The organism is Bradyrhizobium sp. AZCC 2230, assembly GCF_036924495.1.
In the GTDB taxonomy this organism is placed as follows: Bacteria; Pseudomonadota; Alphaproteobacteria; order Rhizobiales; family Xanthobacteraceae; genus Bradyrhizobium; species Bradyrhizobium rifense.
Genome location: NZ_JAZHRS010000001.1, coordinates 292,077 through 309,638 on the forward strand (window position 1 = coordinate 292,077; position 17,562 = coordinate 309,638).

A 17,562-nucleotide genomic window follows, 5' to 3' on the forward strand; every position below is an offset into this window, starting at 1 on the left:
CCGTCTTCGGAGATCCCGCTTCGGCCGACGGCGCGCTCAGCTCAACAGGCCCGACTTGATCGTGATCTCCTGCACCGTGCTCGTCAGTCGCATCAGCTTCGGCAGCGCCTGATCGCGAAAGGTCGGCATGTCCATGCGCATCGCATCCACGGTGACGCTCAGTCCAGCGATCACAAAACCCTGCGCGTCCAGGATCGGCATCGCCAGCGTGCGCAAGCCATAGGCGTTCTCGCCGTCGGAGACGGCATGGCCCTTCTTCTTGACCTGATCGAGCCGAGCGAGCAGGGCGTCGAGATCGGTCAGCGTTCGCTCCGACAGCTTGACGCGGGGCCGTGACTCCAGCCGTTCGATCTGCTCGTTGCGCTGAAGATGCGCCAACATGGCATGGCCAAGCGCGGCGCTGTAGGCGGGGATGCGCGTGCCCGGCCGACGATCCATCTTGTGACGGTCGAGGCCTGCGCCGACGCGCGCGAGATAGATCACGTCGCCGCCATCGAGGATGCCGAGCGAGGCCGCATCGCCAACCTCAGGCACGAGGTCGCGCAACAAGGGCTCGACGATCGTACGCAACGATCCGTGCGACAGCACGGTGTAGCCGAGGTCGAGGCAGGCGAGGCCGAGACGGAACCGGCGGCTCTGCGGCACCGCCTGGAGATAGCCGAGCTCGATCAGGGTCTGGATCAGCCGGAACGCCGTGCCGCGATCGAGATCGGCGCGTGCGGCAACTTCACTCAGCGTCAGCTCGAAGGCCTCGTTGGTGAAACTCTTGAGCACGGCAAAGGCCTTGCCGACGGACGCGACATAATTCTTGGGATTCTTGAGTGTAGCTTCCGGTGCGCGTTTCGTCGCCTTCTTTTCGCCCTTGGCCATATGCCCGTATGCCCTGCCATGACCGCCACAGCCCTTGACGCGGCGGCAGCCTGATCTTACCAACGGGTCAGATTATAACAAATGTTCGCAATCCGAACAATATCGATCTGACGATCGGAGGAAGCTTTGTCGACATCATCGCTGCACCCCCAGTCCTTGCACCCACATGGCGTGTTCTCCGCCGCGTTGACGCCGCTCGACGCCGAGCTCGCGCCCGATCATGCGCGCTTTGTCGCGCATTGCCGCTACCTGCTGGACGAAGGCTGTGATGCCATTGCGATGCTCGGCACGACGGGGGAAGCGAACTCCTTCTCGGTCTCCGAGCGCACCGCGCTGCTCGAGGCCGTGATCGCCGGCGGCATCAAGCCGAGCCAGCTGCTGCCGGGCACCGGCGTCGCTGCGTTCACTGACACCATTGCATTGACGCGCCATGCGCTGTCGGTCGGCGTCGATACCGTGGTGATGCTGCCGCCGTTCTACTACAAGAACGTCAGCGATGACGGCGTCTATGCCGCCTACAACGAGATCATTCAGCGCATCGGCGATCAGCGCCTCAAGATCGTGCTCTATCACATCCCGCAAATGTCGATGCAGCCGATCTCGCACGCGCTGATCGAGCGGCTGCGCACGGCCTATCCGTCGACCATCGTCGGCATCAAGGATTCCTCGGGCGATTTCGTCAACATGACGGCGATGGTCGAGCGATTCCCGGGCTTCTCGGTGCTGACCGGCGCCGACCCGCTGCTGCTGCCGTTGCTGCGCAAGGGCGGCGCGGGCTGCATCACCGCGACCTCGAACCTCGTCGCACGGGATCTCGCCTATGTCTTCAAGCACTTCCGCGACAGCGACGACGATGCAAACCTCGCAGCTGCGCAGGCGCGCATCGTGAAGGCGCGCGAGCTGGTCTCGCGCTTCGCGCAGATGCCTTCCCTGAAGGCGCTGATGGCCGAGCGCACCGGTCACGCCGGCTGGCAGCGTCTGCGGCCGCCGCTGGAGACCCTGCCAGCAACTCAATTGAAAGAGCTGCTCGCGAATGCCGCGGCATTCGCGACGGCCGCTTAAGGCAAGCTCGGACGGCGAGGCGAACCGATGTCCGACGTTTTCCAGGATGCGCTGGCCGGGCTCGCCGCCATCGTCGGCGACAAACATGTCATTGTGTCCGGGTCTGACCAGGAGCCCTATGTGGTGGACTGGCGCGGGCGCTATCACGGCCGCGCGGTTGCGGTGGTGAAGCCCGGCTCGACCGCTGAGGTCGCGTCCGTTGTGAGATATTGCGCCGAGAAGCGGCTCGCGATCGTGCCGCAGGGCGGTAACACCGGCATGTGCGGAGCTGCGACGCCGGATGACCGTGCCGGCAATGTCGTGATCCGGCTGGATCGCATGCGCACTGTGCGCGACGTCAGTCCGCTCGCCAACACCATCACGGTGGAAGCTGGCTGCATCCTCGCCGAGGTGCAGAGCGCGGCCCACGATGTCGACCGCTATTTTCCCTTGAGCCTCGGCGCCGAGGGCTCCTGTCAGATCGGCGGCAACATTTCGACCAATGCCGGCGGCATCGCCGTGCTGCGCTACGGGCCGACGCGCGATCTCGTGCTCGGCCTGGAGGTCGTGCTGCCGGATGGCCGCGTCTTCAACGGCCTGCGCGCGCTGCGCAAGGACAATACGGGCTATGCGCTGAAGCAGCTCTTCATCGGTGCGGAAGGTACGCTCGGCATCGTCACCGCGGCGGTGCTGAAACTGTTCGCGCCGCCGCGCAGCTCGGCGCTGGCGCTGTTGAAACTGGGGGGCGTCGAGCAGGCGCTCGAGATCATGGCTCGCCTGCGCGGCGCAGTCGGCGACCGGCTCGGCAGCCTCGAGATCATGTCGCGCTCCCAGATCGAGGCGATCGCCGCGACCGTGCCTGATGTCACCATTCCCTTCGCGCTGACGACACCATGGTATCTGATCGTCGAGCTGACGGATACGCTCGTGGGCGTCGACCTCAATGAGCCGCTGGCGGCGGTGCTCGCGGATGCCATGGAAGCGGGGCTCGCCGAAGACGTGATCCTGGCCTCCAATCTCGCGCAGGCCAAGGCGATCTGGGCGGTCAGACACAGCGTGTCGGAGGGCAACAAGCGCAGTGGCTACGTGGTGTCGCATGACAGTGTGGTCCCGCTGGAGCGCCAGGCGGCCTTCGTCGCCAATGTCGAGGCCCGGATCAAGGCGGCCGTGCCGCATGCGAACGTCGTGATGCATGGCCATATCGGCGACGGCAACATCCACGTCATCGCCTTGATCGATCGCGCGCGTTGCCAGGATCCGGCTGCGACCGCCGCGCTGGTGGCTGAGATCAACGAGATCGTCGATGACGAGACTGCGGCGCAGGGCGGGGCGATCAGCGCGGAGCACGGCATCGGCATCACCAATCGCGGCCGGCTCGCCCGCGTCGCCGATCCCCTCGACATCGAACTGATGCGCGGCATCAAGCAAATGCTCGATCCGCAAGGCCTGATGAATCCCGGCAAGATCTTTGGCGCGGGAGCGGCATGACGATGACCAGCATCCGCCTGCTTGCCGACGATTTGACCGGCGCGCTCGACACCGCGGCGGAGTTCGTCGGCCTGTGCGGACCGTTCGACGTCATTTGGGAGGATACGGCATCAGGCTCCCCGAGCCTCGCCATCGACAGCGGCACAAGGGAACGTTCGAAGGCGGAGAGCGTCGCGATCGTCGCCCGGCTGGCGCCGCTGCTTCGCGACGGCACGATCGCCTACAAGAAAGTCGACAGCCTGCTCCGTGGCGCCTGGGCGGCCGAGCTCGGCGCCTGCCTGAGCACCGGCCACTGGGCGTCCTGCGTGGTCGCGCCTGCCTTCGACTATCAGGGACGCCGCACCGTCGATGCCCAGCAATACGCGCGCACGGTGGACGGTGACTGGCACCGCGTCGGCGACAATCTGCTGGACCAGTTGAGACAGGATGGCATCGAGGCGCAGCGCGGCGGCGCCGACACGCTGGCACAAGGCGGCGTTCAGGTCTTCGATGCCGAGAGCGACCTCGATCTCGATCGCGTCGTCGAGATGGCGCGGCAGATGCCCGGGCCAGTGCTGTGGTGCGGCAGTGGCGGGCTGGCCGGCGCACTCGCGCGTGGCCACCGCGCAGATGCGCTTTCGAAATTGAAGCGCCCGGTGCTCGGGCTGTTCGGCTCAGACCAGGCCGCCACCGCATCCCAACTGGATGCATGTGGCGACGCTACGATTGCGCTCGCCGAGGGGGACGGTCGCGCGGTCGTTCAGCGCAAGTTGGTTGACGACGGGGTGGCGCTGGTAAAATTCTCGCTTGCCGAAGGACTGTCGCGCGCTGACGCCGCGCAACGGATCGCGCGCGAGCTGACGGCGCTGATCGCGTCGCTCGATCCGCCGGGAACCCTGATCGTCGCTGGCGGAGAGACGTTGAAGGCCGTATGCCTTGCACTCGGCGCGCACGCGCTGCAGGTGACAGGGCGGATCGAGCCGGGCCTGCCGCGCTCGACGCTGCAAGGCGGCCGCTGGGCCGGCGTCGATGTCATCTCGAAATCCGGAGCGTTCGGCACGCGCGATCTCTGGCGCGATCTGCTCCGGGACAATCATTTGCTCAATCTGGGGAGTCCGTCATGACCTCTCGTCATCTTGCCATCACCATGGGCGATCCCGCCGGGATCGGGCCGGAGATCATCGTCAAGGCCTGTGTGGGATTGAGGGAGCGAATCGCGCGTGGCGATCTGCGCCTGCTGATCATCGGCAGCGGCGCTGCGCTGGACGGCGCGAAGGCCGCGCTCGGCAGCGACGTTGCGATCCCGCAAGTCACGGCCGACGATCGCGAATGGCCGAACCTCTGCTACCTCCAGGCCGACGTCGAGGGCGACCCGATCAAGCCCGGTGTGCTCAGCGCCGATGGCGGCCGCTTTGCCTACAAGGCGATCGAGCAGGGCGTGCGGCTCACCCAGGCCGGCCGAACCGGCGCCATCGTCACGGCGCCGCTGAACAAGGAAGCGCTCAACAAGGCGGGCTATCACTTTCCCGGCCACACCGAAATGCTGGCGCATCTCACCGGGGTGCGCGGCTCGGTGATGCTGCTGGCCCACGGCAACATGCGCGTCAGCCATGTCTCGACCCATGTGGCACTGGAGGACGTGCCGAAGCGTCTGACGCCGGAGCGGCTGCGCATGGTGATCGATCTCACCAATGATGCGCTGCTGCGGCTCGGCATCGCGAAACCGAAGATCGCGATCGCCGCGCTCAACCCGCACGCGGGCGAGGGGGGCCTGTTCGGCCGGCAGGACATCGATGTGTCCGCGCCGACGATCGCGAAAGCAGTCGCCGACGGTCTCGACGTCGTCGGTCCCGTGCCCGGCGACACCATCTTCGTCAAGCTGCGCGCCGGCCAGTATGATGCCGCGGTCGCGATGTATCACGATCAGGGACACATCCCGGTCAAACTGCTCGGTTTCCAGGTCGATGCCGCCACGGGCCGCTGGCAGGAGCTCTCCGGCGTCAACATCACGCTGGGCCTGCCGATCATCCGCACCTCCGTCGATCACGGCACCGCCTTCGACATTGCCGGTAAGGGCATCGCCAACGAGCACAGTCTGATCGAGGCCATCGACTATGCCGAGCGTCTCGCCGCAGGCAGCACCGCATCCAAGTCCTGAGATCGAGCCCACGATGACCAATGCCTTCACGCCCATCGAAATCCAGCGTCCAACGATCCTCGAGTTTGGCAACGGTACCATCACCGCAGCAGCACGCTTCGCCGAGCGTATCGGTGCCAGGCGACCGCTGGTGATTTCCGATCCCTTCAATGCGCGCCGCGTCGATACGCTGGCGCTGCCGGGCGCAGTCAAAGTGTTTGGCGAGGTGAAGCCGGAGCCGGATCTGCCCAATCTCGAGAAGGCGGTCGCGATGGCGAAAGAGGTCAAGCCCGATCTCGTCGTCGGCTTCGGCGGCGGCAGCGCGATGGATCTCGCCAAACTGGTCGCAGTGATGTGCACCAGCGACGTCGCCTTTGCCGACATCGTCGGGCCGGAGAAGGTGGCCGGCCGCAGCGTCGCGCTGATGCAGATCCCGACCACCTCGGGCACCGGCAGTGAAGCCGGCACCCGCGCGCTCGTTACCGATTCCGTCAGCCAGAACAAGCAGGCGGTGCAGAGCCGCTTCATGCTGGCCGATATCGCCATCGTCGACCCTGATCTGACGATGACCGTGCCGAAGGAGATCACGGCCGCCACCGGCGTCGATGCGCTGGCGCATTGCGTCGAGGCCTATACCAGCCGCAAGGCGCACCCGACGATCGACCTCTATGCACTCGAAGGCGCGCGGCTGGTCGGACGTTATCTCAAGCGCGCGGTGGCTGATGGCGGCGATCGCGAGGCGCGCGCCGGTCTGTCGCTGGCGTCGCTCTATGGCGGCTATTGCCTGGGGCCGGTGAACACCACCGCCGGACACGCCGTGGCCTATCCGCTCGGCACGCGTCATCACGTCGCCCACGGTCTCGCTTGCGCGGTGATCTTCCCGCACACGCTGGCGTTCAATATGCCGGCGGTCGAGGCGAAGACGGTCGCGGTGCTCGGAGCGCTTGGGCTACCGGAGCGGAGCGATCCGAAGCTTGCATTCGATGCGACCTACGCGTTCTGCAAAAACCTCGGCGTCGAGATGCGGCTGTCGGCGCTCGGCGTGCCCAAGAATGATCTCAATGTGATGGCCGACGAGGCGCATGCCATTCGCCGCCTGCTCGACAACAATCCACGCGATCTGAGCCGGGATGCGATCCTGAACATGTACGAGGTCGCGTTCTAGCCATCTCCGCCGCGTGCTCGCGGCAACTCAACAACAACGCTGTCAAAGTAGAGGAAGCTTCGATGAGATCGATGTGGCTTGGCCTTGCCTCGGCAATTTTGCTGGCGATGTCGCCGGCGAGTGCGCAGGATGGTTATCCGTCCAAGCAGGTGACGGTGATCGTGCCCTTTGCCGCCGGCGGCACCGCGGACATCTTTGCGCGCATGGTGTCGAACCATCTGCAGATGAAGCTCGGCAAGCCGTTCGTGGTCGAGAATGTCGGCGGCGCCGGCTCGATCCTCGGCGTGACGCGGCTGGCAAAGTCTGCACCCGACGGTATCACGCTTGGCCTTGCCAGCACCTCGGCGCTCGCGATCAATCCGTCGCTGTACGGGCCGAAGCTCAGCTACCAGCCGGACAGGGACCTGGCGCCTGTCGCCCAGATCAGCGTCGTGCCCAACGTGCTCGTCGTCAACCCCGACAAGATCAAGGCGCGCACCGTGCCGGAGCTGATCGCGTACCTGAAGGCGAACCCGGACAAGGTCTCGTTCGGTTCGGCCGGCGTCGGCACCTCGCAGCATCTCGCCGGCGAACTGTTTCAGCAGATGACCGGCACCAAGATGGTGCACGTGCCCTACAAGGGCTCGAGCCAGATGCTGACGGATTTGTTGAGCGGCCAGATCGATCTGGCCTTCGACAACGTGCCGCTGCTGCTGCCGCAGGTGAAGACCGGCCAGCTCGCGATGCTTGCCACCGCAACGCCGAAGCGCGCCGCCTTCGATCCGGAAGTACCGGCCGTTGCCGAATTCCTCCCCGGTTTCGAGGCGGTCGCTTGGCACGGCTTCTTCGTTCCGGCCGGCACGCCGAAGCCGATCATCGAAAAGCTCTCCGCCGAGATCCGCGCCTACATGCAGCAGCCCGAGACGGTGCAGAAGATGGCCGAGCTCGGCGCCACCGCAGTCGCTGTGGATTCCGAGCCGTTCGCGACCACCATCGCCTCCGAGACGGAGCGGTGGAAGAAGGTGATCGAGGCCGCGAATATCAAGATGGAGTAGGGCTGGAGCGTGTGTTCGAAGTGAGGGCGGCTGCGCTTTGATCCGTGCACAGCCGTGCTTGCCAGCCTGGGGCCGAGCAGGTAGAACCCTGCCACGCCTGAGCCGTGATTTGCGCCAAACGCGCTTCCGGCCGAAGTCGGACAGATCAATAAGATATTGAATTTGTTCGGCTATTCCATTGGGGAATGGTGTAACGGTAGCACAACAGACTCTGACTCTGTTTGTCTAGGTTCGAATCCTAGTTCCCCAGCCATCCTTAAATGTCTGAAATCGCTAAGATAATTGCGCTTTGGCTTTGCTGCAATTGCCCGTTTGCATGTTGCGCCTGTTGCTCTCTTTTCTTCAATGTTTCCAATGGTTCTCGTGCGCTCCCGGCAATTCGGCGCAACACAAGGCGCGACATGAACCGTTAACGCCATTGAAACGACCAAATGGGTAACTATCTCCTATGAGGCGGGAACGAGACGTAAATTGCCCCGTTGACAGCGAGAGCTCCAACAGCTCTAAATGAGCTGCCTTGTCCGGCGAGAGTCTGTCGAATTCTTTTCAGCCAGTGAATTCGATGGAGTAACCGCATATGTGTGGCGCCAGTCACGATCGTTCAAGACTGGGGCGCGGCACACGGCAGGAGTGAGCTAGAAACACTAGTTCGCCCTTGTGGCAGAATGGCTGAGAGAAATTATGATTTTGTCCGTGAATACGGACACATTGAAAGGGCGCATCGAATGCGCCCTTTTTTATTGCGCGCGCGCCGGCAGAATATGATCGTTAGGGAATATGTTTACGTATTGCCGCCTCTCAGGCCACATATCGCGTGGCGCATCCTGGCAATCGTATAGCGTACAATTCAGCGTTCCTAAGTTCGATGTGACGTCGAAATGGAAGCCGGGAAACAGCGCCGCCCCGAAGCGGAAACGACCTTCGACAAAGCATCTTTCTGCATCACCAATGGGATGAGCCTGACCGTGGCACTCCTCGTCCCTTGCTCCCTTGAACAGCAACCGGCGACTGTCCTGATGGCCGGCTCCCACGCCCCGATGATGCTGGCGAAACCGGGAATTGCTTGCGTCGATAGATCGCCTAAGTGCATCGACGTCGTGGTCTCGATACCAAAACTCGTCTAGCGGTTGTAAGAACTTGCTTTTGAAATTTCTCAACGGCAGCACAAGGGATGACGTTTTTCGTTCGTTGTAGATGCTATGACCAATAAGATGGATAAGCGGTAATAAGCGCGGTACCCGCTCCTGAATGTGCAATCTTGTCGGACGGTCCTTGTGGACAAGCCTTCTCGGAATCAATTCTATCCAAGCGGCTTTACCAAAAACGTCCCAGAGAGATTTGAAATCGACCTCTTGGTTCGGCTCGTATGACCACACCGTCAACCGTGCCGGCTCCACGAGCCGAGAATATGCTTTCATCTCGCGAACAAGCGCGGCAAGTGCACGGGCCAGCGCTGCTTTGGTCAAGCCCTTTTCGGAGGTCCCGACTGCGGGTGCTACGAGTATCGTATCTTGGAATTGGCTGCGTAGCACGCTGAGTTCGTTCGCCAACGCCGCGCCTGCTCCAATAAAGACAAGAAAGTGAGGCGGCTTCATTCTCTATGGCTGGCCAATAGCTTGAGCACAATATCAAGTGGTACGTTGATCCGCGCGAGGTCCGATGGATCGAGCTTTGAAAATGCGTGGGCGATCCGATGATCCTGCGTGAAAGGTTCGGAGCTGTGTTTTGTCAGTGAACGCAGGCTGCTTGGCTTGGTGGTCGCAATGGAGAGAAATGGATCGGCTTGTAATTCGTTTCGATCCAACCAATTTTGGATTCTCTGAGCCGTCGCCTTAACGCGATCGGACAGCATCCCCACAGAACTACTCACGTCAGCTTGCGTGATCTCGTAATGTTTGTCCTCCGGAGCAGTGCCAGCCGGTAGATCAACGATCTGAGGACGCCCACCGTTAGAGGCAGGGAAAGTAACAAACCTTTGTCCTTCGATTGGCACATGAAACGCCCGCCAAAATTCCGGCAGATAACTGCGACGCGGTAGAGCTCTCCTTTCGTTCTCTTGCTGAGCGCCCGCATGATTTGCAAGCGTCAATTGGTCAGGTTGGAGAGGACCAACTGGCATCTGAGATTCCGAAAAGAGGGTCGACGTCTCGCTCGGCAGAGTTACCCCGAGAGGTACCAAACCAATTTTCTCGGGAATTTGCGGATGACGAATAATTTGCACGGTCGCCCATCCCTGCAAGAACCTGAGCAATCCCTTAGGCATTAGAAAACGGCTGTCGGGGAAAGCCGCCCAGATTTTCGGGCCGACCTGGCTCAACAATTTGGCCTTGCCCGTGCCTGTCCAGTGCTCTTGGACCAGCTTGGCAATAAACTCCCGGACCTCTTCTCGTTCGGCCATTTCGTCCCCCAACTGCAACCTACAGTAATGAACCAACACGGGTACGTCGACCCGCCATTCGTTGTCATACAGCGAAACGTTGTATTACACCTAAGTATATAATATTATTGATAAATAAGTGCATGTTTTGTTGGTCTATGGAAATCATCCCGAGCATCACAGGCACCTTATGACCGCAAAGCAATTGCACGAATTCACCGCCCGCTGGCTCATGGCGCTTAAGACGGCGCAGGCAGATGACAACCGCAAGAACGTCCGGATCATCATTGATGCGCTCGCCAAGGCGCACGGCATCCCGGCGAACTACCCGCCGCGTTGACAGAACGGCCCGATCGGCCACTTTCCGGAGTGGGCGGCTGCGTCAACAACCGTCCCGATCGTCGCGTTAGCGGCGAAGCTTCCGAAGGGTCAGGCGAAACCATCGCTTGGCCCTTTTCCGTTTTTTACGCGACTGCACGATTGGTACTTCTCTCCGTGGCCGGCCTCATGAACGATGACCCATCGACGATCAAGCGCGACAGCCCTAGAGCCAGCCATGCGGTGCCGATTGGTACAGCGGCCGGTTAAATTCTGAACGGCTGCGTTGCCGCTCATCTCTCCGGAGTCGGCCGGCGATGCGCCCTGGCTCTTCGCCTGGCGCCAGGCGTGCCGCTTACCTTCACACTTGCCAGGCTCATCGCACAGCCACAACACGCCGTCGGTGACGAAATAACGCCGAGGCCCTTAAATCAGGAGCTGATTCCAAGCTGTGCGCCAGTGAGCAAGTGGTCCGCTTGTGACCGCGCTGCGAATTGCTTTGCTGACGAGGGGCGACCTATTGTCATCTGCGTGCCCTGTTTCCCTTAGGTTGCACCTCTTTTTTCTGGCAAGCCATGGTTAACTGTACTATGGCACACATTTCCCATGACCGAGTTGTTCACCCTTGGCCCGCATTCGCTTCATCGACATCCGAAATTTTCGCTGCCTAAAGACATTCACGTGGCGACCGGCCGAGGGTTTGAACTGCCTCATCGGACCGGGCGATGCAGGAAAATCCTCCGTCCTCAATGCGATCGACCTATGCCTTGGCGCGCGCCGCAACATTTCGTTTTCAGACGCGGATTTCCACGGCCTTGACGTGACCGAGCCGGTCTCGATCTCCATCACCATCGGTGAGCTGGATGACGGTCTCAAGAGCATGGAGACCTATGGCAACTACCTGCGATCATTTAATGCCGAGACGAGCGTGATCGATGACGAACCGGAGCACGGCGCGGAGACGGTTCTCACCCTGAACCTGACCGTCAAAAGCGATCTTGAGCCGGTATGGACACTGGTGTCCGAGCGCGCCGAGGCACAGGGCCAAACCCGCTACCTCACATGGAGTGATCGCATCAGGCTTTGCGCGACCCGGATCGGCGCTTACGCCGAGAACGATTTGGCGTGGCGGCGTGGTTCAGTTCTGACCAAGCTTTCCGATGAGAAGGCGGAGACGTCTGGCGCGATGGCCGAGGCTGCCCGGCAAGCCCGAGCCACCTTCGGCGACATGGCCGAAAAGAAGCTATCGGTAACGCTCGGGATCGTTGGCGACACGGCCCGCGACCTCGGGATCGAGATTGGCGCGCATCCCAAGGCATTGCTTGATGCGCATTCCGTGTCGTTTAGTGGCGGCACTATTGCCCTTCACAACGAAGACGGCATTCCGCTTCGCGGGCTCGGCACGGGCTCGGCACGATTGCTGGTCGCCGGCCTGCAACGCAAAGCCGCCAAGGATGCGACCATCATCCTTATTGACGAGGTGGAACATGGGTTGGAGCCACACCGGCTTATCCGGCTCCTTCATTCCATTGGCTCAAAGGAAGAGTCACCGCCGCTGCAAGGGTTCTTGACGACGCATTCGCCCGTAACCGTCCGCGAATTGTCGGCGAACCAGCTGACGGTACTTCGCCACGGCAAAGATGGGCACAAAGCCGTACTCGTCGGATCAAAACCCACCATCCAAGGCACGGTTCGGATGTGCCCGGAGGCATTCTTGAGCTCATCGGTCTTGGTGTGCGAAGGGGCAAGCGAGGTTGGCCTTGTGCGCGGCATCGATCAGTTCCGAGCGTCGCAAGGCAAAGTCACCATGGAGGCGCTTGGCCTTGCGCTTGTTGACGCCAAGGGCTGCGACAACATTTATCCGCGCGCCAAAGCGTTCCGCAGCCTGGGCTACCGCACAAACGTCTTGCGTGACGATGACGTGCAGCCCGATAAAACAGCAGAAGGTATCTTCGTTAAGGTCGTCGGAGCGATATTCAAATGGCGCGCGGGACGCGCGCTCGAAGATGAATTATTCGACGCCCTGCCATCCGATGCGGTAACGAAGCTGCTGGAATATGCCGTCACACTGCACGGCGAGGATCTGGTTGGCGAACACATCAAATCGATCTCTGCCGGGAAATTGACCCTCAAGGATTGCCGGGCAAGCATCACCAAGGATATCCGCGCCTGCCTGACGAAGGCATGCACGACAAAAAGCGCTGCGTGGTTCAAAAACGTGACGGCGATGGAGCATTGCGGCCGGGAAATCGTCGGGCCAGCTTTGGCGAAATGCGATGCCGAGTTCCGCGCGATTGTTGAGGGCGTATTCGCGTGGATCGAAGATGGCCGATCCTGAAATCGATCTGCTCAGCATCGAGAAAGGCGCGATCACCGCTCCTGCGGGATGCGGCAAGACACAACTGATCGCAAGCGCCTTGTCGCGGCATGAAGGACCCAAGCCTGTCCTCGTCCTGACACATACGAATGCTGGCGTCGCCGCGCTTCGAGGCCGGCTTGATCGTGCGGGCGTTGCGCCATCCAAGTATCGTTTGGCGACGCTCGATGGATTCGCCATGCGGTTGATATCCATGTTTCCGAAGCGCAGTGGCCACGATCGCGCAATACTTGAGCTAGCCTATCCCGCGACCGACTATCCGGCTATCCGCGATGCCGCGGTGAGATTGCTCAATGAAGAGCACCTCGATGAAATCCTAGCGGCAACGTATGACCGGCTGTTTGTCGATGAATATCAGGACTGTTCGCAGGTCCAACATAATATGGTGGTTTTCCTTTCCGATCCGCTGCGCTGCTGCGTGCTGGGCGACCCCATGCAAGCGATCTTCGGCTTCAAAGGCAACGCGCTGGTCAACTGGCATACTGACGTTCTCGCCAGCTTCGATGATGCTGGCGAGTTGAAGACGCCTTGGCGTTGGATCAATGCCGGGGAAAAGGCGTTTGGACAGTGGCTGCTTGTCGTCCGCAAAACGCTTTTGGCCGGCGGCAGCATTGATTTGGCCTCAGCGCCAAAGAATGTAATTCACATCGCGCTCGACGGATCGGACGATCACGCGCTGCGCCTCAACGCGTGTTTGACAAAGGCGCCGACTGCCGATGGATCGGTTCTCATTATCGCCGATTCCACCAAGCCGGCGGAGCAACGGCGTTTCGCTGGGCAAACTCCCGGTGCTGTCGCCGCAGAAAGCGTGGACCTGCGCGACCTTGTGGATTTTGCGCGCTCGTTCGATCTGGGCGCCAGCAACGCCCTCTATCGCCTTGTCCAATTCGCGTCTCAGGTAATGGTGAACGTGGGACCCGGCGACTTGATCGCCCGCGTCGACAGCCTTAAATCCGGCAAAGCTAGGAAGGGCCCGACCGAGACCGAACTGGCGGCCTTGGCATTTGCGGACAAACCCAGTTATGCCGGAGCGTCTGCGTTGCTGGCTGCCATCAATAAGGACGGAGGCGTGCGTGCCCATCGGCCGCCGGTTCTGCGGGGATGTCACAAGATGTTTCAGCTATGCGGTTCGGCGGATGGACCATCCATTTATGACGCCGCGGTTCAGGTCCGAGAACAATCCCGCCTCATTGGCAGGCCCTTGGCAAAACGCACAGTTGGCAGCACGCTCCTGCTTAAGGGTCTAGAAGCGGATGTTGCGGTGATCCTGAATCCCGAAGTCATGGACCATAATCACCTATACGTCGCGATGACCCGCGGGAGCCGAACACTCGTTATCTGTTCTGACACCAACGTCCTTAATCCGTAGGTGAGCCAGAGCAGTTTTCTTCGCACGATAAGAGCCAGGCGAGCACGCTTCGGCGCCGCAGGGCGTACGGCGCCAAGCCGTAACAATTGTCCCTTGACCTGTTACATCGATTTGTGGAACACATCAACGGTCGTTGAGGTGTTTCATTGTTGGGCCAAAATCCATGAAAACGGCAATCGCCTACACCCGAGTGTCGACTGCCCGACAGGGGAAATCCGGTCTCGGCCTCGAAGCACAGCAGACCGCTCTGGCCCGGTTTGCTGAGACGGAAGGGTTCGACCTAGTTCAGACGTACCAGGAAGTTGAGACTGGAAAAGGGGCCGATGCGCTTAACCGGCGTCCGCAGCTAGCTGCGGCGTTGAAGGCGGCAAAGAAGATCAAATCCCCAATCATCGTGGCAAAGCTCGATCGCCTAAGCCGCGATGTGCATTTCATCAGCGGTCTGATGGCTCATAAAACGCCGTTCATCGTGGCGGAGCTAGGCGCTGATGCGGATCCGTTCATGCTGCATCTCTACGCCGCGCTGGCAGAGAAAGAGCGCGCCATGATTTCCAGGCGCACCAAGGATGCGCTAGCGGCAAAAAAGGCCCAAGGCGTGGCACTCGGCGGCCTCAGAGCACATGGTGCCCAAGCCCGTGAGGACGCGATCGAGCGGGCCGAGCAATTGCGTCCTGTATTTGATGAACTTGCCGGCCTGTCCGCCCGCAAGATTGCTGCGGTTCTCAACGAGCGGAAAGTGACCACGCCTGCCGGTGGTGATTGGCATGCCGCAACGGTCATTCGTGTGCAGAAGCGGCTCGGGTTGACCTAACTTTCACGGCAAGGACGGGGGCGTGCACCCTTAGATTTGGAGTGGGCGGCCAACGTCCTCTCTGGTGCGCATAACAGACTCGAATCGGACGCGCCATGTCCCAGATGGGCCAACAAGCGACATCGATGACGGATGGCAGCTCAGTTAGAAAGGGATCGTAAACTGAAAGAGGGTCCCCCGCGGCTCGCACCTGGTCGCCCACAGCAGCCCGCCGTGAGCTTCGATGATCGAGCGGCAGATAGATAGGCCCATGCCCATGCCCTCGGGCTTGGTTGTGTAGAACGGCTCGAACAGACGCGAGAGGCTCTCCGGGCTCAGCCCCGGGCCGGTGTCCCGCACGCCGACGCGCACGCTACCTTCGGACGGGACGGCATCGATGCTGATCTGTAATTCGCATGAGCCTTCCCCAGTACCACTCATGGCCTGAATGGCGTTGACGATTAAGTTCAGCATCACTTGTTGCAGTTGGACCCGATCACCTTGGACACACGGCAAGCCCTCCGCAAATTGCGTCCGCACCGACACGCTATTGTTTGCGGCCTCCGCACGGGTGAGAGCAATAACCTCAAGGATGGCATCGTCAATCGCTACGGCGTCCTTTCGGATGGGCACCTTTTTAATGAGCGCGCGAACTCGCTCGACGACCTCGCCCGCGCGATTCCCCTCCTTGATTATCAGAGAGAGCGCGTCATCCACCTCATGAAAGTTTGGCGGCTCCGCGTTTAGAAAACGCCGAGCGGCTAACGCGTATGTGATTGCCGCTGTAATCGGCTGGTTCACTTCATGAGTGATCGAGGCCGTCAACTGGCCCATCGTGGTGACGCGATTGGCATGAGCCAGCGCCTTCTGGGCCTCGCGATATGCTTCTTCGGTCCGCTTGCGTTCCGTCACGTCGACAGGCGTACCGACAATTTCTAGAAGTTCTCCGCTTGCCGAGAACACAGGGTGGTTAATTGATTCGATGTGTTTGACCGTTCCATCGGGCAGAACGAATCTGAACGCGTTCGTAAAGCTTACCTTTTCGCGCACTCCGCGCTCGGTGTTTTCGTTTATTCTGTCCACGTCGTCGGGATGGATCCGTTGCCACACCGCTTCGCGGTTTGGAATGCCCTGCACCGGATCAAACCCGAAGATTCGGAAAGCCTCCTCGGACCAGTAGAGAATTTCCGTCTCGTTATAGGCCGCGGAACCGGTATGGCTCAGCCTCTGTGCTTCCGCCAGATAGGCTTCGCTCCGGCGTAACGCTTGCTCGGCCCGCTTCTGGTCATCGATGTCGTGACCGGCGCCATACCAGTTCACGATCACGCCGTTCGCGTCGCGCAGCGGCACACGCCTACTGCGGTGCCAGCGATACACGCCGTCGGCGCGGCGCAGCCGCATTTCGATGTTGTACGGCTCCGCCGCCGCAACATGTGTGTCCCAGTCGCGCGAGCGTTGCGGGTAATCTTCCGGATGCACCACGCTTCTCAGGTTGTCGAACCCGACCCCTGGACCGACGAAATCTCTAAAGGTCTGATTTATGAAATCGGCTGCGCCGTCCGGCTGATAACGCACGACATGGGCCGGTATCGTATCGATGATTTGACGGAGCTTGTGTTCGCTTTCCCGCAGAGCTTGCTCGGCGCGCTTGCGCTCCGTCAGATCGAGCACGAATGCAACGCCCTGGTTCCGTTCTTCGCTGAACGCAGCTAAACCGATCAACACGGGCACGCGGCCGCCATCTTTCCGAAAGTACTCCTTTTCGAATGGTTGGACCGCCCCGGTCATCTTCAGCTCTGCATCAGTCCGCGCGTCGCGCTCGCGCCATTCCGGCGGCGTCAGATCCATTCGGTTCAGGCGGCCCGCGACAAGATCCTCTCGATTGTATCCCCCCATGCTGAGAAACGCGTCATTTGCCTCAAGAATGCGACCTTCAAGATCCCAGATGATGATTCCGATGATGTTCGCGTCGACTAGGCGCCGGATCTTGGCTTCGTGCTTTTCGAGCTGGCTGTGCAATGTTACGAATGACACCAAGTCAGCCTGCAACATGTCACGGAAGTGCAGCAGGAGCTTGAGATAAGCCGCACTATATTCGTTCCTTTTGTTGTCGCGAACGCAAATCGTCCCGAATAAGCGGCCATCGGGCCAAGCGATCGGGACGCCCAGGTAAGAGATCATCCCCAGCCTGACATGCGGGTTCGCTCTCCATGCTTCGTTCTCGAGAGCGTCAGGGACGAGCAGCGGCTGACCGGTCCTCAGGACGGTCTCACAATATGGTCCCGTATCGAGAGCGCCGGGTTCACAAGGATTTCCTGCGGATGTGCTGGAGACGAAAACTTTAATGTGGGGAGGATCGACCCGCATTATGGAGGCAGAGGGCACGTGCATGATCTCGGCAAGAAGATTCACAAACTCTTGCCATTTTCGGATGATTTCAGGGGGCACTTCGATCGAATGTGCCACGCTCGAGCTGCCATCTTGCGGCTCAGAAGCGGTCCTTTCTCCGGGAATACTCTCGTTCTCGTTCATGGGGAGCAGTTCCCCGGCTTAGACGGTGAGGGCAGTATAATAGCTCCAGCCGCAGTTCACGATAGCTCTCTTGGCCGTCAAAACC

At 60.9% G+C, this 17,562-nt stretch carries 14 protein-coding genes and 1 tRNA gene; 11 read left to right on the forward strand and 4 right to left on the reverse strand.

Going from position 1 to position 17,562, the window contains the following annotated elements; all coding sequences use genetic code 11:
* Positions 1-36: 36 nt before the first annotated feature.
* Complete coding sequence (locus V1280_RS01425; protein ID WP_334518307.1) at positions 37-870, reverse strand: IclR family transcriptional regulator; 834 nt, start codon at positions 868-870, stop codon at positions 37-39.
* 141 nt (positions 871-1,011) lie between these two features.
* Between V1280_RS01425 and V1280_RS01430 the strand changes: the two genes are divergently transcribed.
* The 7 genes from V1280_RS01430 to V1280_RS01460 all read left to right on the forward strand — a co-directional run bounded on the left by V1280_RS01430 (position 1,012) and on the right by V1280_RS01460 (position 7,967).
* On the forward strand, positions 1,012-1,932 hold the full coding sequence (locus tag V1280_RS01430; protein WP_334538112.1) for a dihydrodipicolinate synthase family protein: 921 nt from the start codon (positions 1,012-1,014) through the stop codon (positions 1,930-1,932).
* Between the two features lie 27 nt (positions 1,933-1,959).
* A complete protein-coding gene (locus tag V1280_RS01435; protein ID WP_334518309.1) occupies positions 1,960-3,399 on the forward strand; it encodes an FAD-binding oxidoreductase in 1,440 nt (479 codons plus the stop codon).
* A 2-nt stretch (positions 3,400-3,401) separates the two neighbouring features.
* A complete protein-coding gene (locus tag V1280_RS01440; RefSeq protein WP_334538114.1) occupies positions 3,402-4,502 on the forward strand; it encodes a four-carbon acid sugar kinase family protein in 1,101 nt (366 codons plus the stop codon).
* A complete protein-coding gene (gene pdxA / locus V1280_RS01445; RefSeq protein ID WP_334518311.1) occupies positions 4,499-5,536 on the forward strand; it encodes a 4-hydroxythreonine-4-phosphate dehydrogenase PdxA in 1,038 nt (345 codons plus the stop codon). Before V1280_RS01440 ends, pdxA begins: the two co-directional genes overlap by 4 nt.
* A 13-nt stretch (positions 5,537-5,549) precedes the next feature.
* Positions 5,550-6,680, forward strand: coding sequence for an iron-containing alcohol dehydrogenase (locus tag V1280_RS01450; RefSeq protein ID WP_334518313.1), 1,131 nt, complete (start codon positions 5,550-5,552; stop codon positions 6,678-6,680).
* Between the two features lie 62 nt (positions 6,681-6,742).
* A complete protein-coding gene (locus V1280_RS01455) occupies positions 6,743-7,714 on the forward strand; it encodes a Bug family tripartite tricarboxylate transporter substrate binding protein (protein ID WP_334518315.1) in 972 nt (323 codons plus the stop codon).
* 179 nt (positions 7,715-7,893) lie between these two features.
* Positions 7,894-7,967: transfer RNA gene (locus V1280_RS01460), tRNA-Gln, on the forward strand.
* Positions 7,968-8,451: 484 nt separating this feature from the next.
* Here the strand turns inward: V1280_RS01460 and V1280_RS01465 are convergent.
* Both V1280_RS01465 and V1280_RS01470 read right to left on the reverse strand, forming a co-directional pair.
* Positions 8,452-9,180 carry a hypothetical protein gene (locus V1280_RS01465; RefSeq protein ID WP_334518316.1) on the reverse strand — a complete coding sequence of 243 codons (729 nt, stop codon included), beginning with the start codon at positions 9,178-9,180 and terminating at the stop codon, positions 8,452-8,454.
* A 125-nt stretch (positions 9,181-9,305) separates the two neighbouring features.
* Positions 9,306-10,112, reverse strand: coding sequence for a hypothetical protein (locus tag V1280_RS01470; RefSeq protein ID WP_334518318.1), 807 nt, complete (start codon positions 10,110-10,112; stop codon positions 9,306-9,308).
* Between the two features lie 169 nt (positions 10,113-10,281).
* Between V1280_RS01470 and V1280_RS01475 the strand changes: the two genes are divergently transcribed.
* The 4 genes from V1280_RS01475 (at position 10,282) to V1280_RS01490 (ending at position 14,966) form a co-directional block, all read left to right on the forward strand.
* Positions 10,282-10,431 carry a hypothetical protein gene (locus V1280_RS01475; protein WP_334518320.1) on the forward strand — a complete coding sequence of 50 codons (150 nt, stop codon included), beginning with the start codon at positions 10,282-10,284 and terminating at the stop codon, positions 10,429-10,431.
* A gap of 603 nt (positions 10,432-11,034) precedes the next feature.
* Positions 11,035-12,747 carry an ATP-dependent nuclease gene (locus V1280_RS01480; protein WP_334518322.1) on the forward strand — a complete coding sequence of 571 codons (1,713 nt, stop codon included), beginning with the start codon at positions 11,035-11,037 and terminating at the stop codon, positions 12,745-12,747.
* Positions 12,734-14,155 carry a UvrD-helicase domain-containing protein gene (locus V1280_RS01485; protein ID WP_334518324.1) on the forward strand — a complete coding sequence of 474 codons (1,422 nt, stop codon included), beginning with the start codon at positions 12,734-12,736 and terminating at the stop codon, positions 14,153-14,155. Before V1280_RS01480 ends, V1280_RS01485 begins: the two co-directional genes overlap by 14 nt.
* A 163-nt stretch (positions 14,156-14,318) precedes the next feature.
* Positions 14,319-14,966 (forward strand): recombinase family protein, encoded by a 648-nt coding sequence (locus tag V1280_RS01490; protein ID WP_334518325.1) that lies wholly within the window; start codon positions 14,319-14,321, stop codon positions 14,964-14,966.
* A 144-nt stretch (positions 14,967-15,110) separates the two neighbouring features.
* Here V1280_RS01490 and V1280_RS01495 read toward each other — a convergent pair whose 3' ends face one another.
* Positions 15,111-17,477, reverse strand: a complete 2,367-nt coding sequence (locus tag V1280_RS01495) for a PAS domain S-box protein (RefSeq protein WP_334518326.1) — start codon at positions 17,475-17,477, stop codon at positions 15,111-15,113.
* Between the last annotated feature and the right edge of the window lie 85 nt (positions 17,478-17,562).